This is a genomic window from Enterococcus sp. AZ196 (assembly GCF_050498845.1).
Taxonomy (GTDB): domain Bacteria; phylum Bacillota; class Bacilli; order Lactobacillales; family Enterococcaceae; genus Enterococcus_A; species Enterococcus_A murrayae.
Window position 1 is genome coordinate 854,259 of record NZ_JBIPAM010000002.1, and the last position, 23,203, is coordinate 877,461.

Consider the following 23,203-nt stretch of genomic DNA (forward strand, 5'->3'; position numbering starts at 1 on the left):
CAAAAGTCGTTTTGAAAAATACTTAACAAAATGAAAGCGAACGATCAAATTACTTTACTAATTTAAAGTAATTTGGTCGTTTCGCTTTTCATTATATTCATTTTGCTAGTTGCTTCTTCGTTATTCGGATAGATCCTCATTTAGTTCTTTGGCAGCCAGTGCAACTCGCTTATTGCCTTTATGAAGCTCTACGATCGTCCATACCAGCAGCGCTAATACGGCAACGATCAGAACATAGGCAATCGTATCAGCAGTCATAATCTCTGCTGCTGAAGGCCGATCGCCGAAGAAGCCTTCGATTTGACTTGGCAAGCCAATCAGATTCAAGTAGGTTAAGCCGATCACTGAGATCCAGCCCAAAAGCTGAATGATCTTTTTATTTTTGAAGCGTTCGCCCATTTCCGCGGAGCTGTTGGTCATCATAAGTAAGGGCAGCATTGAAAATGGTAAAGCAAAGGCTAGAAAGACTTGCGAATTGTTCATTAAATTGTTCAAGGCCTCATGTTCTTCGATCACGCTTTTTCCGCTGAAGAGCAGCACACAGATTAATACGGGAACAACTGAGATCAGCCGAGTCACTAAACGACGCAGCCAAATCGGCATCCGCATATGAATAAAGCCTTCCATAATTACCTGCCCAGTTAAAGTCCCAGTAATCGTGGAGTTTTGACCTGAAGCCAGTAAGGCGACAGCGAACAAAGTGGATAAGGCACCGGTTTTTGCGACACTCATCAAGATCCCGTTGCTCATTGTGGCAGGATTGGATAAGGCTTCATACAATCCGAAGAATGAGGGATCTTGAACAGTCCCGGTTTTGAACACTGCGACCCCCATAATCAAAAGCAGCGCATTGACGATAAAAGCCATTGATAATTGGATATTGGAATCCCAAGTCGTAAAACGAACCGCATTTGCGACTTCTTCTTCATCTTCGTGATTGATTTTCCTTGTTTGAGATACAGCTGAGTGCAGATAAAGATTGTGGGGCATCACAGTCGCACCAATAATTCCCAAAGCACCAGTTAATGGCGTTTGACCGCCGATGGCAGGGGCGTTTGCGAAGGTTTCATTGGTTGGTACAAAGCCCTTCAATACGTCGCCCCAGTTAGGATCGGATAGAGCGATTTGATAAATAAATACAAAGAGGATCACGAAAATCAAACAAACGACGATCGCTTCGATTTTTCGAAAACCAATTTTTGTTAGCAGCAAGAGGACGAGAACGTCAAAAACTGTAATAAAGACGGCGATGACTAACGGAATATTGAATAACAAGTACAACGCAATCGCCGCGCCAATAACCTCCGCGATATCCGTGGCCATGATCGCCAGCTCGGTCAAAATCCAAAGGACAATTCCTAATGATTTACTTGTTCTTGCGCGAATCGCTTGTGCTAGGTCCATTCGTGTAACGATTCCCAGCTTGGCTGCCATGTATTGCAAAAGCATGGCTACTAAACTGGAAAGCAGGATGACGGACATTAATAAATACTGGAAGTTTTGTCCGCCGGTGATGGATGTCGACCAATTTCCCGGGTCCATATAGCCAACAGCGACTAATGCTCCTGGACCAGAGTAGGCCAGCAGAGTGCGCCAGAAACTTTTTCCTTTCGGTACTTCAACCGTACCATTGACTTCCTCTAGGGAAAGCCCGTTTGTATGTTCTAAAATGGGATGTTTTTTCGTACTCAATCGATTCCCACCCTTCCTTGATCTTTTCTACGATGCCATCATACACCCAAAATCAGGAAAAGAAAAGAAAAAGATTCGGCATGCCTAAAATTATACAAAAAGTCCTTTTTATTCTCTGTCAAACCAACAACTGGACAAAAAAACTCCATCAGTCTCACCGAAAAAGAGACTGCTGGAGCGAGTAAACATAATAAATTAATTTTGACTAATCTCAATGACACGATCCACCCAGTCTTGATAGAAGCCTTCTTCGTGGGAAACAACGATGACCGTGCCGGCGAAACTCGCCAAGCTTTCACGTAAGCTATCCTTTGTGGCTTGGTCGATATGGTTGGTCGGCTCATCGAGGATCAACAAGTTGCCCTTTTGCATGGTCATCTGACAAAGCTTGACCTTGGTTTGCTCACCACCGCTCAGGGTACTAAGAGGTTCTTGCGCCAATTGATTCGGCAGACCCGCTCTAGCTAAATGCTTCCGCAATTCTTTGACAGTTTCTTTCGGAAAATGTTCGCTTAAATACTGTAATGGTGTTTGATAGGGATTTTCCCATTGCAGATCTTGCTCGAAATAGTTGATCTTTGTATTAGCCGGAAAATGAAATTCGCCAGCAATTTTAGGGATTGTTCCGATCAATGTTTTCAGCAATGTAGATTTACCGATACCATTAAACCCGCGAATCGCGACCTTTTCACCATAACGCAATGTGATATTGATAGGTGACAATAATGGTCTTTGGTACCCAATCTCGAGATCGGTCGTTTCAAGTGCTAACGTCGTAACAATCGGGGCATGAGGGAACTCAAAATGTGCGACTGCGTTAGAAGATGGCGGCGTTAAGCGTTCTACTTTATCCAATTGCTTTTGTCGGCTTTTTGCCATCGTTGAACGTGAACCGGCTTTGTATTTACGAATATAAGCTTCGGTTTTTTCAATTTGCCGTTTTTGTGACGCGTATTGCTTCACGTAGGTTTCCTGAAACTGTTCCTTTTGTTTTAAGGCTTTGGTCAGATTTCCGGTGTATTTAGTAAGCTTGCCGAATTCGATATCGGCAATGTGAGTCGTAATCTGATTCAAAAAGTCGCGATCATGGGAGATCACCACAAAGGTTCCCGCAAAATCCTGTAGAAACTGGCTCAACCAGGCGACATGTTCGTCATCCAAATGATTCGTCGGCTCATCCAAGATCAGAACGTCTGGTTTTTCGAGTAATAGTTTTGCCAGAATCAGTTTTGAGCGTTGTCCGCCGCTTAGATCCTCTAAAGGGGTGCCCATGCCTAAAATATCCAGCCCTAAGCCGCTGCTCATTTCGGCGATCAAGGTATCGATTTGATAAAAATCACCTTGGTCTAATTCCGTCTGCAAGCGACCCGCTTTTTCCAGCAGCTTGTCATCCATCGATTCGCCATACTCCATGTACAATTCGCCGATCTTTGCTTCTTTAGCAAAATCCGCCGCATAAGCGGTCTTCAAAAAATCCTTGATCGACAATGTCGGATCAACTTCAACATATTGGTCCAAATACCCAACGTGGATATTTTTTTGCCAGGCGATCGTGCCCTCATCTGGCAGCTGTTCGCCAGTAATAATCTTAATCAAGGTACTTTTTCCGGCCCCATTTTGTCCAATCAGGCCAAGATGTTCCCCTTTATTCAAATGCAATTCTAAATCCTCGTATAAAATTTTATCGCCGAATTGCTGGGCGATCCCTGTTAAATCTAAGATACTCATGTTTCTCCTACTTTCTTACTCAATTTCCCATCATCTAATAAAAGTAGTCCATAGTCAAGTAAAAAAGAGCCCTTTTTCAAGGACTCAGCGAGATTTTTACAGTTGGGCAGACAATAGGTAATTGATAATATCGGAAATCATTTCGACCAATTGAACGAAAAGCTCCCAGCCCCAACCAATCAAACCATCAATAAATTGAAAAAGAAATTCTATCATTGTTTTCTCCTACTATTTGAATAAACTTGCTACCCAATTGATGGGGTAGAGGGACAGGTGCAGGGTCACATGGGCTAACAAATAACTTATTGCGAAGAATGGAAATAACAAATGTTTCATATTTTTTCAACCTCCGTATTTTTTGTTGCTTTAGTATAACCTGAAGGCGGGGCCGCCAGACATAGATTTACCTTATCGTTAACGAACAAATATGTAAGCTGAGCACACAAAAAAGCCCCTGCTTTCTATTGTTAAGCAGAGGCTTTTAATTATAGGCTTCATTCATTGAGAGGTGCGCTCCTTAGGCAGATTTTTTTAAGTCATAGATCGCTTGTTCAATGGTGATTCCAGTTGCTTGTTGACCAGTAACAGTTGAATAGACAATGAAGATGTTTTCTGCTAAATCAAACGTTACACGATAGGGTTTTTCTTGATCAAAAAAGGTCATAGTTTTTCCTCCTTTCATTTAATAACAAACTTACAAATAAAAGTATAACACATTAAAATAAAATAATAAAAGAAATTTGCATTCATAAAATATTTTAATTATTTAAAAAATGAATGATGGCTTTTTTGCTTGATATCCTATAAAAAAAGCTGATTTTTTGGATGAAAAGGGATGGATCGAGAAGCAATCGAACAATTTATAGCGCTGAGAAAAAGGTGACTGCTATTTTGGTGAAGCTTTTCCTGTCATGATTCGATGACCGGCACGGCACTAAGCATCTGGGCTGATGATTTTGGACAAGGGGAAGAGGCGTTGTTCGCTTTATCCGATAACTCGATAGTTTGGTTTAATAAAAAAGCAATTACCAAAAATACTTTTATTTTGTAAAGTTTTAAGCGTTTTGACTTTATGGATATTAAGTAAGAATAGCTAAATGCAAAAAAGCCAGAAGCCCAATCGATTCAACCGATTGTCTGCTTCTGGCTTTTTCGTAAGCTTTCGCCCCTGCCAAGGACATTTATTATAGCATAATTTAAATAGGCTGATTATGAAAAATCAACTGCATTGCACGTCTTAGAGGGAAATAGACTAGGCTGACAATCAAAATCGTAGAAAAAATATTGATCACAGTGGCAGGCATCGTAGCCAGTGCGGCGAAGAAGGCCGGTCTTAGCTGAGCGCCAGCGATCATCGACATGAGAGTCGCTTTGATGACTGACATGATAAATTTTGCGATGCCGGCACAGATTCCGATAATAACGATCTGGTAAATGCGGGTTGGTTTGCGCTTAAAAAGTGAAAATGCTGCGTAAGCCGCTGCCCCCACAACAAAGCTCTCGATTAAGAAATAGGGCGCCTCGGCTGCGAAACCATTTAAAATATCGAAAACGAAAAAGCCGATTCCGCCAGCTAGAGCGCCCTGCCAATAACCAATCAGCAGAACAGCCAATAGTACGACGGAATTTCCGAAGTGGATAAAGGCACCAGTGGGCAGAGGAATCTTAATCATGGTTCCCATCAAGGTAAGTGCCGAAAATAGGGCAACTAGTACGAGGTTTTGAATTCGTTTGTCACTGTTCATCAGAGTACTCCAATCGTTTTTCTCCATGTGTGTAAGCCCCATGCCAGACATGCCCAACATATGGATTTATTTTTTCTCCCATCGCGATTGCGGCCTGAACAAAATCGATCGCCAACTTGACCGCTTTATCAACGGGGTAATTTTTAGCGATCGCCGCAGTGATTGCTGCGGCAAAGGTACACCCAGCACCATGATTATAAGGCGTGTCAATGACAGGGTGGGGATATCGTTGAAAATGACTGCCGTCATAATACAGATCAAGTGTTTTTTCAGAATCCAACCGTGCGCCGCCCTTGATCACCACCTGCTTCACACCTAATAAAGCGATCTTTTTCGCTGCTTGCTGCATCTGCTTCTCCGAAGTAAGTTCGCCCATTTCCGATAAAATTCCCGCTTCACGCAAATTTGGTGTTGTAATCAGTGCATGAGGCAATAATTTTTCTCTCAAAGCCTGAACCTGTTCGTTTTTAATAAAATCCTGCGTTCCCTTGCCGCCGATAACTGGGTCAACGATGAATGGGTGATCTTTTGGGAGACACTCACTGACTAAATCAATGATCTCCTGTGAGGGCAGCAGCCCTGTTTTGACGGCATCAACCGGACCTGCAAAAACAGAAGCGATTTGCTCTTGGATCAGCTCTAAGGAAAGGGGATGCAAATGGTGCGTGCCAGATGCTGGCTCCAAGGTGACGATGGAGGTAATTGCCGCCAGACCAAAAGTACCAAATTCCTGAAAGGTTTTTAAATCCGCTTCAAGTCCGCCGCCTCCAGTGGCATCTGAACCTGCGATTGTAACAACTTTTTTCATATCGAGATACTCCATTTGTTTTGTAATAATATATCCTGTTGCTTCTCAGATGAAAACAGCCAATTGGCTTTGTTTTTCCTCATCCATTTTTGAGCAGGTAGGAAGAGGCTCTCCAGATACTGAAAAATTTTCATCGGGTCAAAGCTTGAGAAAGCAGTATAAATCATGTCTGGGCTAACCACAAATAGAACGAGTTTGCTAAGCCTTCCTAGTTGCTCCAATGCTCCCAAGCCAACTCAAGTATTCTTCCTCTCTATGAATCGCATGCATCAATATAAGATAATGCCCATAATTTTCCTGAATCTTTTCATCGGGGAAGACGATGTGCCTTCGACTTTCCAAGTGCTCCAGCTTTTTTTGATGCAGTTCGATTTGCTGCTGAATCATTTCCGGCAATCGTTCATCCTCGATACTCTTTATGAAATACAGCTTCAAAACAAACTCGTCCTTATTTGTCGGCAGCTCAGTTAGGGGTTCCTTCAGCCATTCCAGCAGGGCAGTCCTTCCTGCGTCCGTTAGTGAATAAACCTTTTTCTCCAATTTTGTTCCAACGATCTCTGTTTGAAAATTGATCCAGCCCTTTTTAGTGAGCTTTGACAGCTCTGGATAAATTTGACTGTGTTTGGCTTGCCAAAACTCGCCAATCTCAGTGGTAAAAGCAGTTTTTATATCATAACCGGTCTTTTGACCTTCCTGCAGCATTCCCAAAATAATATATTGTAACGTATTTTTTTGTGCGATCTTAAACCTCTCCCTTGACAATGAACTGAAATCATTCTATCATAATCATGAAAACTGAAACATGTAAATAATTACATGTTTTAGTTTAACTAATTGGAGGGATAAAATTGAAACAATTTAAAACATTAGCAGATTTTGTCGGCACACACTTTATTTATACCTATGATAATGGCTGGGAATATGAATGGTACGCTAAAAATGACCATACGGTAGATTATCGAATTCACGGAGGAATGGTTGCTGGACGCTGGGTGAAGGATCAGGAAGTACAAATGGATCTACTAACGGAAGGTGTCTATAAGATTACTTGGACAGAACCCACTGGAACGGATGTTGCGTTAGACTTTTTACCAAATGAAGAAAAGCTTCATGGCACGATTTTCTTTCCTAAATGGGTGGAAGAGCATCCCGAAATTACTGTAACATTCCAAAATGAACACATTGACGAAATGCTTGCCGCAAGAGAAAAATATGAGACTTATCCTAAGCTGGTCGTTCCTGAATTTGCGAAGATTACGTATGCTGGTGAAGCGGGAGAAGATAACGAGGATGTCATTAGTGAAGCGCCTTATGAAGGAATGCCCGATGACATTCGTAATGGAAACTATTATGATAAAAATTATCGCCGCATCAATAAATAGAGACGAAAAAGGTTCAACATTTTTTTATGTTGAACCTTTTTTCTCTTTTTCTCTATTTTGTTTTCATCCATTGATCGCGAATTTCGTCCGTTAAACGAATGATCCGTTTGCCGACCTCGGGGTATTGATTAGTAGCTAGATTGGCTAAAGAAACACGAACAGCCCATTCACTGCTGCCAAAAGCGTTGGCTTTCAAAAGCATCAGCTGTTCTTTTTCTGCGAGGGAAGTCAGGACTTTTGTAACAGTCCATTTATTCTTTAAGTAGTCCGCGAAGGCGTTGCCGTAACGTTTGCGGCTCCAGTCTTCGTAATTGATCTCGCAATAATAGGCCGTATCCAAATCCTCCAGCGGTTCCTGCAGGCCTAAGGTATTAAACAAGAGCTTTTCTCGTTGGCGGCAAATATCCATTACTTCGGCCTTGTAGGCTTTTCCTTCATCTAATAAGCTGTACAAACTAAACATAACCATCATTACCTGCTGCGGAGCAGAAAGACCGGCGGCATGATTCAAGGCAACATCGCGGCTGTCAGCCACACAGCGATCAATAAAGGGAATGGTTGTTGGATCAGCGGTCAAAGAAGCATAGCGCTCGTTCAATTGTTCGATCTTGTCTTGCGGCAGGTTCGCGATCAATTCGTCAAACAGATTGTGTTTGGCAACGGCGATGGTTCCTACACGCCAGCCAGTCGCACCAAAATATTTCGAATACGAATAAATGCAGGCAGTATTGTAAGGAATTTCTGAGAACAATGAGGTGAAGACCGGAACAAAGGTACCATATACATCATCGGTCAAGATCATCAACTCCGGATTGTCCGTTGCAACGATATCCTTTAGCAAGTCGATCGTTGGCTGTGCCAAAGCATTCGCTGTCGGGTTGCTTGGGTTCACCACGAAAACGGCTTTGATATCGGAATCGCGCAGCTTATTGATTTCTTCATCGGGGTATTGATAGGTCATTTTGCCATCAATCATAGTTTGCTTTGCTTGGACTTTGACGATGTCAAAAGAATATTTCGGTAATTCAGGAATTTCTAAATAAGGCGCAAAGGTCGGCAGCATCAATGCGATTTTATCGCCGCGATTCAATAGAAAATTATTGAATAAGGTGTCGAAAATATAGCAGATTCCCGCAGTTCCGCCTTCAACAGCGAAAATATCGAAGGGGATCGCACTGTCAGAGAAAAGCTCTTGATTCAAGTAGGCTTTGATCGGCCCTTCGCAGGCAGTCAAACATCGTACAGGATTTGGATAATTATCGCCAATGATGTGATCCAGTATATCCGTCAGCCAGGCTTCCTTTGGCATGCCAAGGTAGTTGTTGTCAGAAAACCAGATTTTTTTCAAGAAGGCAGCACCTTTTCCTGGATGAGCGGCTAAAAATTCAACGAAGCGCTGACCACGATCTGCATCAGATTGGATCATTCCAGCGGTTAGTTCACCAGTGCCATATAGGGTTTCTTGTGTAGCGAACTGACCGAGTAAAAAGAAGGCTTCTCGAGGTGTAGGAGCGGTCCAATTGGGATTTCCGCGACCAGCATTCAAAAGCTTGGTAACATTTTTGTTTTCATGAATCTTTTGTTCTAAAAAGAGACTTAATTCAAAGGGACTTAGTTCTTCTAAGGCTTGTTCAGTAATTGTAGACACAAATACGACTCCTTTTACGCTTTATTTGCTTTCATAGTAACGAGAATAATTTTTAATACAGCGTAAATACGCTTAGAGTTTATGAGAAAGTTTCTGTTAAATTACAAAGAAATAAGGTGCGTTTTCTTTTGGTATATACTAAAAAGGTTAATAAGACAATAAGTTAAGCGCTTACCATATTCTAAGAAACCAATCTCTAAAGATTTTTTTACGTATTCGATATCAGACTTTCGACCCATGTCAAATATAAAAAAATAGGGCATACTATTGTTATAAGTTAATCGTAAGTAAATAGATGGACGTTGGAGTATATATAGATATCTAATGTGAGGAGGAATCAGAGATGGATCAGTTGATCGCTATTGCGTTTATTGCGTTGTTAGTTTTCTTTGTAATTAAAGTCGGGTCCGTTTTATGGCGTATTGCCGGTGTATTGTTTTTGCTATTTATCATTTATATGTATAAGGATCAGGTCATTACACAAGTTCAGAACTTTATTGCCAATCCAAACTTCGGTGGATTATGGCAAAGTGTTTCCGGGTTTTTCGGAGATTTGTTTGATAAGGTTGCTGGTTTTGTCAGTACTGTGATTGAATAAAAGCTCGAGAAGTTCTCTTAACAGAGGGCTTCTTTTTTTTAGAAAAAAGAAAGCGGCTATTTAGGTGTGATATACTAAAAGGTATCTTTTGTGTGGACAAAAGAGAAATGGAGTGAAAAAAGGAAAGCAGGGGTGTTTTTTTGAAGAAAAGAACGATCAAGCAAGAATTGTTCTATTTATTTTCTATGGAGCTATTTAGCGCGGTGATATTTTGGGTAGTTTATGGCATGTGGGTAAGGGCGGAACCATGGGTCGGAAAAGCCGCGATTTATTATCCATTAATTGTGTTGACAGTCATTCTTGTACAGGGCTCACTTTATTGGCTGAATTGCTTAATGAGGCTAAAAAAACAGAACGCTTTGGATACACAGCAGATCGCGAGAATCTATCAACTCTTTAAAATCATGGATTATGGCTTGCTGGCAGCCTATATCCCAGTTCTACTTTTTACAAAGAGCTTCTCAGTTGTTGGTATGCTGATTTGGCTGTTTGCGATTATTGAACTGATCAATTATTTCCATTACCGCCTATCTTATTACACAAAATCAGGATTTGGTTTACAAATTATCAAGCCGTTGAGATTACTTATTTCGGGCACAGCGGTAAAATCTCAAATTGCTAAAGAAATCTTATCCGTACAAAAAGGAAAATGATAAAATAAAGCCTCTGCTTTCAACAAATGGAAGCAGAGGCTTCGTTTTTATTTTCGTTCGACATTTTCTAAATATTTCCGACACCGTAAATAGCTTGCCAAAACATCCTGCGGCACGTCGACATGTGGAATAAATCCTGTTCCCATCGGTCCATAGCCGTTTTCATCGTCGTTTAGACGACGAATTTCACCGATGACCAGAGACAAGAAATATTCTGATTCCCACCAAGTATCCATCTCTGAATTTTTAAAATGGGGCCGCGTGTCAAACGCAATTAATTTCGGCTGCTCGAAGAAGAGCGGCTGAATCGCGGACAGAGGTAAGTGCCATTCTTTACTAAAAGTGACGTGGGCACGTTTTTGTACCAGCGGATCCTGAACAAGCCAAAAATTCGTTGGTGCATTCTGAGAAAAAAGCTCGTATGAGAAGCGGGCATTTTCACCAGTATTTGTTGACTTCTTTTCTAATAGCAAGCTGAGCTCACGAGAACAGTAGTGGAGAAATATTTCCTGTGTAATCTCTGCTTCGGAAAGCTGCTCCCATTCTGTTCGAACGAGTTTTGGATAAAACTTTTTGCAATTTGCGATTAGCGGGATGGTCCCATGACCAATTCCGCCGACAAAAAGGACACGTTGAATAGCAGGTTCTGCTTCACAAAATTGCGCAGCAGAAACAATCAAATGAGGCAGGCTGTTGCCAGCTATTATTAATGTGTCAGAGTGAAAATCAGGATTTTTTGGAATCGTCGTTAGATAGTTAACGAGTGTTGTGAAATCAGACATAGTTGTCTCCTTAAATTTTAGTTGAAATCGTACCCTATATAATAGTAGCAAAATTTTCAACAGAAAAAAACTGTCAGTAAAAATACCGACAGTAGCAGGCTAAAATAAATAGCGAATAAAAAAGAAAATACACAAGGCAAAGAGGATAACTGATAATGTTAACCAGCTTTTCTGCTTGATCCAAAGGAATTTTCCGTAACAAAAAGCAGCGGCCGCACCAGTAAAGAGACTGAACAGATCCATTACTTCGCGATGATCCACTACGCGTGCGAGCATCAAGATGCTGAAAAGAATCAAACTAAATATACCGGCGGTGGCTAGTGCCAAATCAGTGCTGGTCTGTTTTCTTTCGTTTTCCATGCGTTCCCCTCCAGTCGATAAGATTAACAGCCTAAGCTAATTTTGAAGTTAATTCTGAGTTAAAAATCGGTTCGATTCTCGTGGAATTAAGGTCCAAATGAGGTGAAACCGAAGCGATGTCACGTACATTGTTGTTTTTATTATAAATGAATCCGATTACAATGTCACGCATATACGAACATCTCAATTCATAAAATAGTTATTTTTTAAGACGGAGCCGGAAAGGACTCTGCTTTTTGGTATAAATCACTGATTATTAGTGTATACTGGATGGGTGAAAGCTGTCAGTTACAACCCAAAGGGCACTGGAAATGGAACGCTCTTTGGCGAACGCACTTTTAACTAATGAACCTAACAATACACGAGGAGTGAGAGTGTGACTCAATTTTATTTTGTTCGACATGGAAAGACTGAAATCAATGCAGAAGGACGTTTCAATGGTGGAACTGTCGATTCTCCTTTGATTCCATCAGGAGTAGAGGCGACCAAAAGGATGGCCCAACACTTAAAGACTGTCTCTTTTGACGTAGCGTTGTCTTCACCGCAAATGCGGGCGCAAACGACGGCTAACATTATTTTGGCGGAAAATGCGGCACCTCCGGAATTGACTGTCGTTGAAGATTTACGAGAAATGCGGCTGGGGGATTGGGACGGTCAGAAGATTGATCAGATTACGGCGGCATATCCTGAAGATCTAAAGAATTATCGAACGCGGCCAGACCTATTTGCCGCAGAAAAATTTCATGCAGAATCCTACCCTAGTTTGATTGCCCGAAGTACGAAGGTAATCGAAGAGACGGCTAAGCTGTATCCAAGTGAGAAAATTTTGGTGGTTAGCCATGGGATTTTATTGATGGCCTTATTAAATACGTTGAAGGGTGTCCCGTTAGCGAAAATTCGTGAGAGTGGCATCGTGGATAATTCCAGCTTGACGATTTTGACGTATTCCAAAGGGCAGACACTCATTGAAGCGTGGGGCCAAACCTTTTAAGAGGAAAACGAACAAATAATGATAAAAGTATCATCGGATCAGCGAAAAGTAAAAGATTAAAAATCAAATTCCACGCGTATCACTTGTTTTTTCATATTTTCAAAAAGAACTAGTTAATTCTGGAAGCTGTTTTTGATAAAAAGTCTATATAATCATTTTGGTTATTTGCAGACTTTTTTGTTGTGTGTAAAATAATAAATATTAGAACTAAGTAACCGAGGGTTCTTCAGGGGATTCGCTTAATTTCTTCTTATAAGTGATTGAATAAAAGATAAACTCCCACTGAAACGGCAGTATTAATTAGATGGAAATGGCCGTAAGTTATAAATGACTTTTAAAAGACTTCTTAATGTTTTTTGCTTTGGTGTTTTTTTATGGTGAATTAAGCAGGGGATGCAAGAAATAAAAAAACAGTGATTTTTCTGATAGTAAGACTTTCAAAAAAAATAAGAACGAAAAAAGCCCTTTGATTTTTAGTTCAAAGGGCTCTTATTCAATTTTAATATTGAGGTAGCTATTCTGTAAACAGATTTTTTCGCTTTAATCGATAAGTCAGCTCGATCATAGTTTCTTGATCCTCTAGCGGTACGGAGGCATCTGTCAAAAAATACTCGTAGCTGCGAAAGGTGAAGATTCCATTGTCTTGTTTGATGGCATCAATCAACTCCTTGTAGGAATCGGTTAAATCATCGTAATCACCGACATAGAGTGTTCTAACCGCCTGATAACTAGGCAAAACATAGCTTTGGAATTTTTCTGTCGAAGGAATTTCCTTATTAATGGGAAAGCCGATCTCAACCGCTAAAAGCTCATCTTTAGGCTGCCCCGACTCATCCAGATTCAAGTATGAAATAAATGGCGTCCCTACAAGCTCAGCGCCGTTTTTTTGTATATATTCTAACAAATCTACAAAAGAGGTTCCGATGTAATTTGGTATGTGCTCATGTGAAATATGAGTAGACATCGAAACGATCGTTTGTGCCGGCTTAGTAATCTTCTCAATTTGCATAGTCATCCCCCGTTTCCTAAACTCCTACGCTGATTGTAACAAGGAATGAAATCGAATACAAATACCAGCTATTTTTCCTGTGGCGCGAATCCCAAAACCTGGCCGTGTTGATTCAAATAATTAAAGAAGATAGGAAATAGGTCGACATCGGCCTTGTTTAGTCGTTCTTTTGCCTCAAGCCGTTTCCAGGTTTTAACAGAAACCCCTTTTTCCAGTCTTTTTTTCGCCTGCTGAAAGGAGGGCTCACGTCGATAGATTACTCGATTCAGCAGTTCCCCTTTGGCATAGAGGTAGCAATAATAAGCACCATTCTCGGGTAAAATGCCGACAAAGGTTTGATTTTGCATGATCTGGATCAGCTGCTTATTCCGCCGTAAAAAGCGCTGGACGGTTAAATAATTATTCCACCATTGGGAGGAGGCTTCGTAATCATGCCGCTCACTGGCAGCCTGAACCCGCTGATCGATCCTTGTCAGCAGAGCAGTCGACTTTCCTAAAAGTGTCTCTTTGATTTCTTCAATCCGCAAATCAAATTCTTCTTCTGGAGAGAGCTCGTCATAGCTTTTGACGATGCCAGCTACATATTTCAATGGGCCGTCTAAGCGGTAGGTACTATTGATGATTTGTTTCAGCTCTTGGATTTTGCTTTCCTTAAAGAAAGGACCGATCACTAAACCTTCCTCAGACCATTCGCTCAGGACTCTTAAATAGGGTGCTTTACTCAAAAATTGAAAGTAGCCGTAGCTTTCGTAATGATTCATCATTCGATTATATCTTGGACGAATTTGATGAATGACATGGCATTCTAATAAGAGGGCATCAAATTCCGTATCCGTCAGCTCATAATCAAAGTCGTCAATCCAACGAACCATCTCTAGAACTTTCCGTGAATGTTGCTTGTTTTGAATAAAATAGGAGCCGACCCGCTGCTTCAAATTTTTTGCCTTGCCAACATAGATGATCTCGCCCCGGCTGTTTTTCATTTTGTAGATACCAGGTGTTTTTGGCAAATTCTTGAGTTTGTCTTTTAGCATATTTTCACCTCGATTGTTCAAAGTAACAAAAAAGATTTTTAAAAAGTTTTTAAAAGTGCGATTCCAGAATCAATTTTTTTAGGATTTTGAAATTAATTGAAAAATAGGTGTTTTTGGTCTAAAATCTGAAAAAATAATCTAAAATATCAAAAAACACGGGTTCTGAGCAATGACCAACCATTTCTATTGTGTTATAATTAATTACGTTAAGAAAGCAATGAGAGAGAGAAATGGAGAGATGTTAAATGTCAAATAAAGTTTTAACCCGACGTGAACTGCGTCAACAAAAACGGCAGAAGACCACTAATTATCGCTACCTTAAAAAAGGGTCTGCTGTAGTAGGTACAGCGTTAGTAACGGTTTCGGTAGCAGCGCCATTACTAAACACACATGAAGTAGAAGCTGTTGAAGGCAAAACGACTGCAACCACGTCAAATGTTGATAAAAAAGCTTTTATCAATGAAATTTCAAATGAAATCAAGCCATTGGCCGAAAAACATGATCTTTATTCTTCGATTATGATCGCACAAGCCATCATTGAAAGTGATTGGGGACAAAACGCTTATGCGCAAGCACCTTATTACAATCTATTTGGTTTAGAAGGTCAATATCAAGGCAAGTCTGCGATGTTAGACAAGAAGAACACAGAAACCGGTCAATCTGAGAAAAAAGAATTAAAGCAATATGGATCTTATAAGGAAGCAATCCAAGACTATATTGAAATCATCAAGACTACTTCTCGTGACGGCAATGAAAATTACTTTAGCGGAACTTGGCGCAGTAATGCAAAAGACTATCAAACAGCTGCGGCAGCATTAGAAGGACGCTTCAATAATGATCAAAGCTATGTTCAAAAATTAGTTTCAACAATTCAAGAACATGATTTAACTAGCTATGATGCCACTGAACCAGTGACACCGCCAGTAGCACAGCCTGCTGTTGCGACACCAGAACAACCAACAGAGTATACGGTTCAATCTGGCGACACGGTTCATTCTATCACGGATCAATTTGGAATTGGCGTGCAAGAGTTCACGGATTGGAACAGTATTACTGACAATAACATCTATGCTGGACAAAATGTGGTTGTTGGCAATGGTACAACAGATGAGAACACAGCGCCAGCTGCTCAAGCAACACCAGTGACACCTGTTGCAGCGACAACTCCGACTGTAGATCAATCAGTTGTTAATACTACACCAACACCAGAAGTAACGCCAGTAGCAGAAACACCGGCAGTTACTCCAGAAGCTCCACAAAATGAGCCAACAGCACCAGTAGTTCAGGAAGAAGAGGCACCCGCTCAGCAAGAGCAAGAGACTCAAACGTCGGCTCCAGAAACACCTGTAACAACGCCGGAAACACAACCTGAACAAACACAGCAAGAACAGACTCAACAACAAGAACAACAACAGCAGCAAACAGCTCCTGAGCAAACGACTGAAGCTTCTCGTGGAGAACAAGTCGTTAATGAAGCGGAAAAATATATCGGCACACCATATGTATGGGGTGGAAAAGATACTAGCGGATTTGACTGCTCTGGCTTGACTCAATATGTTTACAAGCAAGTAACAGGTAAGGATATCGGTGTTTGGACAGTTGCACAGGAATCATCTGGTACGCAAATCGATGTGAGCCAAGCGCAGCAAGGCGATCTCCTATTCTGGGGTGACCAAGGCTCGACTTATCATGTTGCGATTTCTGCAGGAGGCGACCAATATATTCACGCACCGCAACCAGGTGAAAACGTGAAATACGGTTCAACTCAATATTACACACCAGACTTTGGTGTTCGCGTATACTAAAAGTAATCTAAATATAATACCCAAGCAGACATAAACAATCATTTGTCTGCTTGGGTATTTTTTGTATTTCACTTGATCATCCAAGGGTGCTCAGCAAAAAACGAGAAAACAAGAAAATTTGCACGAAAACGCTTTTATTGTTACAATTATGAACGAAGGATAGTGACTGGTAGAGCAGGCTAAACCTTAATAAGATGTAATGTCTTATTTTGGTTTGGCCTTTTTTGTTAGTCCAATTTTTTTACAGATTATTGAAATGTGAGAGTGTAGTGGAAGTTGAAATCTGCTCATCGAAACATGTCGCTTAGTTGACTGACGGGCGAAGATTCGAGAAATGAATTTTGACAATTGTATGAGCTGTCGCAAAATGAAAGGAGATTTTTCATGTTTAAAAAAGATTTTTTATGGGGCGGCGCGACTGCCGCGAATCAATTAGAAGGTGCGTATCACACGGATGGTAAAGGCTTATCGGTCGCTGATGTGATGCCGGGCGGAAAGCAGCGGTTTCAAGTGATAGGATCACCAGAATTTGCCTGGGAGATCGACGAGGAAAAATATATCTATCCAAATCATCGCGGGATCGATCATTATGAGCGCTTTCGTGAAGATATCGCATTATTCGCGGAAATGGGTTTCAAGTGCTATCGTTTTTCGATCGCCTGGTCACGAATTTTTCCAAAGGGTGATGAGCTGCAGCCAAATGAAGCGGGACTGAAATTTTATGACGCATTGATTGATGAGTGCTTGAGCTATGGCATCGAGCCAGTAATTACGATCTCCCATTATGAAATGCCGCTGCATCTAGCAACAGCATATGGCGGCTGGAAAAATCGTCAATTGATTGAATTCTATGAACGATTTGCGAAAACAGTCCTGACTCGCTACGGTAAAAAGGTGAACTATTGGATGACCTTTAACGAGATCAATTCAGCCTTTCATTTTCCAGCCTTGAGTCAGGGAATGGTCGCTTCAAACGGCGGAGCGGAGATGCAAAATGTCTTTCAAGCGTGGCACAATCAATTTGTAGCAAGCAGTTTAGCGGTTAAAATCGCTCGTGAAATTGATCCAACTATCCAAGTTGGCTGCATGATCATTTATGCGACGAGCTACGGTATCGACTCAAATCCGATCAATCAAGCCGCGAATTTAGTCCAAAATCAAGAATTCAATTTCTTCTGTACTGATGTACAGGTTCGTGGTGCTTATCCAGCTTATACTAAACGGATGCACAAAAAATATGGTGTCGATGAAGCAAAATTGGTTATTACAGAAGAAGATTTGACGCTATTAAAGAACTATCCAGTGGATTATATTGGGTTTAGTTACTACATGTCGATGGTCGTGGATGAAACATCAGAAGAAACAGAGGGGGCGTCTGGCAATCTGCTTGGCGGCGTAAAAAATCCATTCCTGAAAGCAAGCGAATGGGGCTGGCAAATTGATCCGGAAGGTTTGCGAATCGCTATGAATGAGCTGTATGGTCGTTATCAGGTACCGCTATTTATTGTCGAAAACGGTCTGGGGGCAATCGATGAAGTGCAACCGGATGGGTCGATCGAAGATGGCTATCGTATTGATTATTTGCGTGCGCATATCGAGGCGATGAAGGAAGCTGTTGAAGATGGTGTTGATTTGATGGGCTATACACCTTGGGGCTGTATTGATCTGGTTAGTGCATCCACTGGTGAAATGAGCAAGCGTTATGGCTTCATATACGTGGATCTGGATGATCAGGGCAACGGAACTTTGGATCGTTCGAAAAAGGCTTCGTTTGATTGGTACAAAAAAGTGATTGCTTCCAATGGAGCAGATCTCGCTTAAGTCTAGCAAGTAAAAAAGACAAAGGACCTTTCTGATTTAAAGTTTTTTTGAAAAATACTTAACAAAATGAAAGCCAAATGCGCATATTACTTTCGATTATGATTGTCTATGAGTGTTTGGCTTTTTTATTATCTTATTTTTGCTTCAACCACCTAATGATTTGTACAGCGCTATTAGGTAATTTAAAATACAGTTGTTGATAAAATTATTATGTCTACCTATGACGGACAACATCACAAGGACAACGAATAAAAAAAGAGGATCGACTTAGAAGAGTCAATCCTTTTTTGTTTAATCGAATTTTGAAACAAGACAACAACGGCTTCTATCATATCAAGTAAAGCCACGATCCAATGGCAATAAAAGAGAGCGAAAGGAGATACACAAAGACACTCGCACATAAAACCAAAATTTTCCCGTTGTCACTAAGCACATCGGCTTTAAAAACCGGTAAAAACAGGTCATATTTACGGAAAAGAAAGACGCGACCAGCAAGAATCCCAGCAACAATTCCAAATAATAGTAAAAAGAACGAAAGGCTGATGACGGATGTGAGTTTCAGAAAAATGCAAAAGGATAACATTGCGGCGTAAACATATTTCTCCAAAATAATCACCTGATTTCTTTGCTTATTTCGTATCTACTTACATTATAAGAGATAGAAAGGCAGAGAAAGTATTCGGTTTTTTTAAACATTGTAAAAAACTAGGGAAAAACATTTAAAAGAGCTCTTGTCTGTCATGAGTATCGAAAAAGGGTCATTTACCCCTCCTTTAAATAGCGCCAAAGTGTCGTTCGACTGATCCCCAGCTGTTCAGCAGTCTTGGTTTGATTTCCATTGTTTTGTTCCAGCACACTCAAAATAATTTCTTTTGAGTAATCAAAAAGGGTCGGGTTCTCCACCTTTGTTTGTAGGGAAAAGCTTCCAAGATGACTGTCCGAGAAATTTTGGAGTAGGCGTTCCTTTTTCAACAGCTGGACGACCTGATGCTCAGAAATATAGTGAGTCGATGCGTTTATCACTAGCTCCTTGATACCGGATTGCAGCTGGTTGAAGTTTCCTGGCCAGTCAAAGGCCAGAAACTCGTTCAGGGCGTTGGGATCGAAGCCGATCACGTCCTTGTTGCATTCAATATTCAGCTTGTTCAGCAGGAGCGTGGTGATCACGTTCAGCTCATGTTTTCGTTCCTTGATAGGCGGTGCATAGATGCTGGCGCAATTTAATTCGAATAGTAAACGATGATAGATTTTTTCTTCACTAACGTTGTTTGTATTATAAGTGAACAATAAATTATTCCTTTGCAGAAGCTTTGTATTTTTTACGATGGTAATCAGCTGCTCTGCATCGTGAACAGAGAGCTGTTCGATATTTTGAAAAAGCAGGGTATTGTTTTCATCAACCAGCGGTCCATTCGTCGGGTTGACAAGAAATTTCCACATCTTTTCGTTCATCAGCTTTGCATCAATCGAAATCAATTGATTGTTGTGGATTTTTTGATTCAAGAAGGCTTGATAAGCAATACTAGATTTTGCTGTTCCGGTTTCACCTACGATGATGATGGAATTATAAAAATTATTGACCTGTCGTAATTTTCGTTTTGTCTCTTCTTGAATAAATTGAGTAAATAGGAGCTTTGTAGTGAAAATTTCTTCAATCTCGGCGCGTTTTTGATAAAAAATCCCAAAGCGGTTATTAATAATCGGGGGTGTTGAAACATTCAGATTACAGCTATAATAAATCGAGTCATCGATACTTATTTTTTTTACACTAAGCATATAAACTTTGTTTTCAAAGGTATGATAGTATTGATTTTCGTCTGTCATATCTTTTTTTGTGCTTAAGGATCTGGCAAGCGAGCTGGATAAATTAGAAGCGACATTTGAAAAATAAACGTGAAAGCGATCGTCTAGAACAACAAAATCCTGTTTCTGCTGCTTGATGCTTTCTTCTAATACCGATTTCTCATGGATAACGCGTTTTAATTGTTTGGCGATGGTCAAGGCCTCCTGATAAGCGTGCTTGACGCTTTCAAAACCAGAGGTAATCAAGATAGTATTGATTGCTTTGGTTAATGCCAAGCGATTCGTGATCGCGTCGCAGAGAATCATTTCATAATTTTCCTCAACTAAAACATCTAAGGTTGTACTTGCGTCAGTCGTTTCGTCTAATGTGATGATCTTTATGTTGTAGCCTAAAATGTCACAGAGCAAATGAGCGGTTTCTGTAATACTGGCATAGCCGACGATGGCAAAATTTTCAGTATAATTCTTCGCTAATCGAATGGTTCCCAAAATATCATAGATGGAGATCGACACATCGATGACAGGGATGGAAACCACTTGACGAATCAAGTCGGCGGTTCCGCCGCGGGAGATAATCGCGTCATAACCATCATGAAAAAGCTCTGCCGCCACTTTTTGGCCTTCCTGCAAATCGGCAGTGTAAATATCTGATTCCACTTCTGAAAATTGCTTACTGACGATATTCATCGAGTTATTCAGTTCATCGTAGGGAGCAATACCTAAAATTTTGATTTTAATCGACATTGTCGTTTCTCCTTGTGTTTCATATTGAAACTATTATACCAATGTTAATTAAAAATAAGTATCGAAAAAATGAAAACGTTTCAAAAAGAAACAAATATTTTTATTAGTGAATATCCAAAGCCGAAAATGCAGGCTAAAATGAAACCATGAAATCAAAGGTGGTGAATGGATGATAAAGCTGCTAGTTATTGCAGATGATTTTACAGGGGCCCTTGATACCGGCGTTCAATTTTCCAAGCAGGGGATCTCGACGCTCGTCTCAACGGACACAAAAATAAGATTTTCCGATGTTGACGAAGAAGTCGATGTTTTGGTGATCGATACGGAAAGCCGCTACTTAGCTTTTGAAGAGGCGTACAAATTAATTTATGCAATAATTGTAAGCGCTAAAAAAGCTGGAATCCCATTTATTTATAAAAAGGTCGATTCTGCGTTACGGGGGAATATCAGTGCAGAGATCAAAGCCGTTTTGGATGCGAGTCAGGAAGCTGCAATTCCGTTTTTACCAGCGTATCCTGAGATGAATCGTGTGCTGATTAATGGTGATCTCTACATAGATCGAATCCCAGTTTCTCAAAGTGTTTTTGCAGAAGATCCATATGAGCCAGTAATTGAAAGCAATGTGCTGCGCAGGTTAAAAGCAGAGGCAGATATTGATGGCTATTTAATAGAAGAAAACCTGCCTGAACCACTCAACGGTGTCTTAGTTTTTGATGCTGAAACGAATGAGGATCTGGAAAAGCAAGCCGATATTTTGGAGCAGGCGGAGTTGTTGTCTATCTCGATCGGCTGTGCAGGGTTTGCGAAAGTATTAGCCGAAAAATTATTTCCCAGAACGGAGCCAAAATCCTTCTCACTAAAAGGACCGCTGGTAGTGATCTGCGGAAGTGTCAATCCTATTACTAGAAAACAAGTTGATTATGTGGAGCAGCGGAATTATCCTAGAATTTCTTTGAAACCGCATCAGCTGCTGCGCCCGGATTATTGGAACGGCTCAGAAGGAAAAAAGGAAGTCGCTCACTATCTGAGTTTAATGGCCGATCAGGCATTGATCATTTTTGAAACCTTGAGTCAAGAGACCAGCCAAGGAATTGAGCAGCACAGTCAAGAGCTGGGGTTGGCGATTTCCGATTTTCGTTTTAAGATTGGCCGCTCATTGGGGGAGCTGACTCAAGCGATTTGGTCAGAAAAGTCGGAGAACACCTTTTTATTTACAGGAGGAGATACATTGTTTCAGTCGATGAGTGTGCTGGGGATCAATCAGATCAAGCCGCTTGCTGAAATCAGTGCTGGAGTCGTTCTTTCAGCAATTAAATGGAAGGAACAGGAAATCCAAGTCATCACTAAATCCGGTGGCTTTGGGAATGAGGCGCTCTTTGAAGAAATCAGTCAGTTAACAGAATAGAACGGAAAATGGAGGAAGAAAAATGCTTGTAGATTACAGTTTAAAAATGCCGAAGAATATCATTGCGGGGGAACATGCGATTGAGCAGCTATCTGGAATTATCGCGACAGGTATCAAAAAAATCGTAATTTTTACAGATAAGGGAATTCTAGGAGCGGGATTAGCAGATTTGCCTAAAGCGCTAATTGAAAAAGCGGGTGTGGATTGTACGATCATTTCAGAGATTCCCGCAGAACCAAGCTATCATGAGGCGCAGGCGATGGTCGACGAGTTCAAAAAGGAACAGGCGGATTTTATCATCGCTATCGGCGGGGGCAGTGTGATGGATGTGGCTAAGCTTGCATCAATCCTAGCTACGGATGAATACAAGGTCAAGGATTTGTTAGATGATCCATTGCTTGCCAAAAAACAAATCACGAGTTTGATGATTCCTACTACGGCTGGAACAGGCGCGGAGGCAACTCCGAATAGTATCGTCGGTGTACCGGAAAAAGAATTAAAAATCGGCATCGTCAATCCTGAAATGATCGCTGACTATGTGCTTTTGGACAGTCGGATGATCAAAAATCTGCCAAAACCTATTGCGGCTGCGACTGGCGTCGATGCATTATGTCATGCGATCGAGTGTTTTACTTCGGCAAAGGCCAACCCAATCAGTAATACCTTTGCATTAGAAGCATTGGATCTGATCATGAACAATATCATCGAAGCGTGTACCAACCCAGCTGCGTTGGAGGCAAAAAGCCGCATGCTTCTAGGTTCCTTCTATGCTGGAGTAGCCATTACCTCTTCTGGAACAACTGCCGTTCATGCGCTTTCGTATCCGCTGGGAGGAAAATATCATATTGCTCATGGTGTCTCCAATGCGATGCTGCTGACACCAGTGATGAAGTTCAATCAGCCCGCAATTATGGATTTATTGGCTGTCGCGTATGATCGTGTGGTCAAGAATGGTGACAAGGAGCTGACTGTTGACCAAAAATCGGGCTATATGCTGAGTCAATTAGAAGAAATTGTTCAAGTATTAGAAATTCCGACAAGTTTAAAAAAATTCAACGTACCTGAAGAGGACTTAGATGGGCTAGTGGCAGCTGGTATGGAAGTTACCCGCTTGCTTGTCAATAATAAACGGGAAGTTACGCCAGAGGATGCAAGAAAAATCTATTTGGAAATTCTGTAGCAGCGATGCAGAAAA

At 41.0% G+C, this 23,203-nt stretch carries 20 protein-coding genes; 8 read left to right on the forward strand and 12 right to left on the reverse strand.

Going from position 1 to position 23,203, the window contains the following annotated elements; all coding sequences use genetic code 11:
- Positions 1-120 precede the first annotated feature (120 nt).
- From IGI67_RS21765 to IGI67_RS21790, 6 genes are all read right to left on the reverse strand, one after another.
- On the reverse strand, positions 121-1,692 hold the full coding sequence (locus tag IGI67_RS21765; protein ID WP_429959253.1) for an Nramp family divalent metal transporter: 1,572 nt from the start codon (positions 1,690-1,692) through the stop codon (positions 121-123).
- A 195-nt stretch (positions 1,693-1,887) separates the two neighbouring features.
- Entirely contained in the window at positions 1,888-3,420 is a 1,533-nt protein-coding gene (locus IGI67_RS21770; protein ID WP_429959254.1) for an ABC-F family ATP-binding cassette domain-containing protein, read from the reverse strand.
- A gap of 517 nt (positions 3,421-3,937) precedes the next feature.
- Positions 3,938-4,084, reverse strand: coding sequence for a hypothetical protein (locus tag IGI67_RS21775; RefSeq protein ID WP_207108761.1), 147 nt, complete (start codon positions 4,082-4,084; stop codon positions 3,938-3,940).
- 532 nt (positions 4,085-4,616) lie between these two features.
- A complete protein-coding gene (locus IGI67_RS21780; RefSeq protein ID WP_207108762.1) occupies positions 4,617-5,165 on the reverse strand; it encodes an ECF transporter S component in 549 nt (182 codons plus the stop codon).
- Positions 5,155-5,973 (reverse strand): bifunctional hydroxymethylpyrimidine kinase/phosphomethylpyrimidine kinase, encoded by an 819-nt coding sequence (thiD, locus tag IGI67_RS21785; RefSeq protein WP_429959255.1) that lies wholly within the window; start codon positions 5,971-5,973, stop codon positions 5,155-5,157. Before thiD ends, IGI67_RS21780 begins: the two co-directional genes overlap by 11 nt.
- A gap of 198 nt (positions 5,974-6,171) precedes the next feature.
- Entirely contained in the window at positions 6,172-6,714 is a 543-nt protein-coding gene (locus tag IGI67_RS21790) for a PadR family transcriptional regulator (protein WP_429959820.1), read from the reverse strand.
- A 107-nt stretch (positions 6,715-6,821) separates the two neighbouring features.
- Here IGI67_RS21790 and IGI67_RS21795 point away from each other — a divergent pair, with 107 nt between their 5' ends.
- On the forward strand, positions 6,822-7,355 hold the full coding sequence (locus IGI67_RS21795; RefSeq protein ID WP_429959256.1) for a phenolic acid decarboxylase: 534 nt from the start codon (positions 6,822-6,824) through the stop codon (positions 7,353-7,355).
- 52 nt (positions 7,356-7,407) lie between these two features.
- Here the strand turns inward: IGI67_RS21795 and aspD are convergent, their stop codons facing one another.
- Positions 7,408-9,003: an aspartate 4-decarboxylase gene (aspD, locus tag IGI67_RS21800; RefSeq protein WP_429959257.1), complete on the reverse strand. Its 1,596-nt coding sequence runs from the start codon at positions 9,001-9,003 to the stop codon at positions 7,408-7,410.
- A gap of 343 nt (positions 9,004-9,346) precedes the next feature.
- Here aspD and IGI67_RS21805 point away from each other — a divergent pair, with 343 nt between their 5' ends.
- On the forward strand, positions 9,347-9,601 hold the full coding sequence (locus IGI67_RS21805) for a hypothetical protein (RefSeq protein WP_207108766.1): 255 nt from the start codon (positions 9,347-9,349) through the stop codon (positions 9,599-9,601).
- A gap of 140 nt (positions 9,602-9,741) precedes the next feature.
- A complete protein-coding gene (locus IGI67_RS21810) occupies positions 9,742-10,254 on the forward strand; it encodes a hypothetical protein (RefSeq protein ID WP_429959258.1) in 513 nt (170 codons plus the stop codon).
- 47 nt (positions 10,255-10,301) lie between these two features.
- On the opposite strand, the gene IGI67_RS21815 is transcribed toward IGI67_RS21810, so the two are convergent.
- Entirely contained in the window at positions 10,302-11,036 is a 735-nt protein-coding gene (locus IGI67_RS21815; protein ID WP_429959259.1) for a YdcF family protein, read from the reverse strand.
- 99 nt (positions 11,037-11,135) lie between these two features.
- Positions 11,136-11,396, reverse strand: coding sequence for a DUF6442 family protein (locus tag IGI67_RS21820; protein ID WP_207108769.1), 261 nt, complete (start codon positions 11,394-11,396; stop codon positions 11,136-11,138).
- Positions 11,397-11,772: 376 nt separating this feature from the next.
- Between IGI67_RS21820 and IGI67_RS21825 the strand changes: the two genes are divergently transcribed.
- Positions 11,773-12,387 (forward strand): histidine phosphatase family protein, encoded by a 615-nt coding sequence (locus IGI67_RS21825; RefSeq protein ID WP_429959260.1) that lies wholly within the window; start codon positions 11,773-11,775, stop codon positions 12,385-12,387.
- A gap of 514 nt (positions 12,388-12,901) precedes the next feature.
- Here the strand turns inward: IGI67_RS21825 and IGI67_RS21830 are convergent.
- Positions 12,902-13,396: a GyrI-like domain-containing protein gene (locus IGI67_RS21830; protein ID WP_207108831.1), complete on the reverse strand. Its 495-nt coding sequence runs from the start codon at positions 13,394-13,396 to the stop codon at positions 12,902-12,904.
- A gap of 68 nt (positions 13,397-13,464) precedes the next feature.
- Entirely contained in the window at positions 13,465-14,430 is a 966-nt protein-coding gene (locus IGI67_RS21835) for a GIY-YIG nuclease family protein (protein WP_429959261.1), read from the reverse strand.
- Between the two features lie 245 nt (positions 14,431-14,675).
- On the opposite strand from IGI67_RS21835, the gene IGI67_RS21840 reads away from it, so the two are divergent.
- Both IGI67_RS21840 and IGI67_RS21845 read left to right on the forward strand, forming a co-directional pair.
- Positions 14,676-16,235, forward strand: coding sequence for an NlpC/P60 family protein (locus IGI67_RS21840; protein ID WP_429959262.1), 1,560 nt, complete (start codon positions 14,676-14,678; stop codon positions 16,233-16,235).
- 384 nt (positions 16,236-16,619) lie between these two features.
- Positions 16,620-18,056 carry a glycoside hydrolase family 1 protein gene (locus tag IGI67_RS21845; RefSeq protein WP_429959263.1) on the forward strand — a complete coding sequence of 479 codons (1,437 nt, stop codon included), beginning with the start codon at positions 16,620-16,622 and terminating at the stop codon, positions 18,054-18,056.
- A gap of 762 nt (positions 18,057-18,818) precedes the next feature.
- Here IGI67_RS21845 and IGI67_RS21850 read toward each other — a convergent pair.
- A complete protein-coding gene (locus tag IGI67_RS21850; RefSeq protein WP_429959264.1) occupies positions 18,819-20,603 on the reverse strand; it encodes a PrpR N-terminal domain-containing protein in 1,785 nt (594 codons plus the stop codon).
- 169 nt (positions 20,604-20,772) lie between these two features.
- On the opposite strand from IGI67_RS21850, the gene IGI67_RS21855 reads away from it, so the two are divergent.
- Entirely contained in the window at positions 20,773-22,008 is a 1,236-nt protein-coding gene (locus IGI67_RS21855; protein WP_429959265.1) for a four-carbon acid sugar kinase family protein, read from the forward strand.
- 22 nt (positions 22,009-22,030) lie between these two features.
- Positions 22,031-23,188 carry an iron-containing alcohol dehydrogenase gene (locus IGI67_RS21860; RefSeq protein WP_429959266.1) on the forward strand — a complete coding sequence of 386 codons (1,158 nt, stop codon included), beginning with the start codon at positions 22,031-22,033 and terminating at the stop codon, positions 23,186-23,188.
- Positions 23,189-23,203: the final 15 nt, after the last annotated feature.

Bases quoted from the DNA above. Each gene is read 5' to 3' on its own strand.
- IGI67_RS21770 (WP_429959254.1), bottom strand. From the start codon at position 3,420: ATGAGTATCTTAGATTTAACAGGGATCGCCCAGCAATTCGGCGATAAA.
- IGI67_RS21775 (WP_207108761.1), bottom strand. From the start codon at position 4,084: ATGACCTTTTTTGATCAAGAAAAACCCTATCGTGTAACGTTTGATTTA.
- IGI67_RS21780 (WP_207108762.1), bottom strand. From the start codon at position 5,165: ATGAACAGTGACAAACGAATTCAAAACCTCGTACTAGTTGCCCTATTT.
- thiD (WP_429959255.1), bottom strand. From the start codon at position 5,973: ATGAAAAAAGTTGTTACAATCGCAGGTTCAGATGCCACTGGAGGCGGC.
- IGI67_RS21805 (WP_207108766.1), top strand. From the start codon at position 9,347: ATGGATCAGTTGATCGCTATTGCGTTTATTGCGTTGTTAGTTTTCTTT.
- IGI67_RS21815 (WP_429959259.1), bottom strand. From the start codon at position 11,036: ATGTCTGATTTCACAACACTCGTTAACTATCTAACGACGATTCCAAAA.
- IGI67_RS21820 (WP_207108769.1), bottom strand. From the start codon at position 11,396: ATGGAAAACGAAAGAAAACAGACCAGCACTGATTTGGCACTAGCCACC.
- IGI67_RS21830 (WP_207108831.1), bottom strand. From the start codon at position 13,396: ATGCAAATTGAGAAGATTACTAAGCCGGCACAAACGATCGTTTCGATG.
- IGI67_RS21835 (WP_429959261.1), bottom strand. From the start codon at position 14,430: ATGCTAAAAGACAAACTCAAGAATTTGCCAAAAACACCTGGTATCTAC.
- IGI67_RS21840 (WP_429959262.1), top strand. From the start codon at position 14,676: ATGTCAAATAAAGTTTTAACCCGACGTGAACTGCGTCAACAAAAACGG.
- IGI67_RS21845 (WP_429959263.1), top strand. From the start codon at position 16,620: ATGTTTAAAAAAGATTTTTTATGGGGCGGCGCGACTGCCGCGAATCAA.
- IGI67_RS21850 (WP_429959264.1), bottom strand. From the start codon at position 20,603: ATGTCGATTAAAATCAAAATTTTAGGTATTGCTCCCTACGATGAACTG.
- IGI67_RS21855 (WP_429959265.1), top strand. From the start codon at position 20,773: ATGATAAAGCTGCTAGTTATTGCAGATGATTTTACAGGGGCCCTTGAT.
- IGI67_RS21860 (WP_429959266.1), top strand. From the start codon at position 22,031: ATGCTTGTAGATTACAGTTTAAAAATGCCGAAGAATATCATTGCGGGG.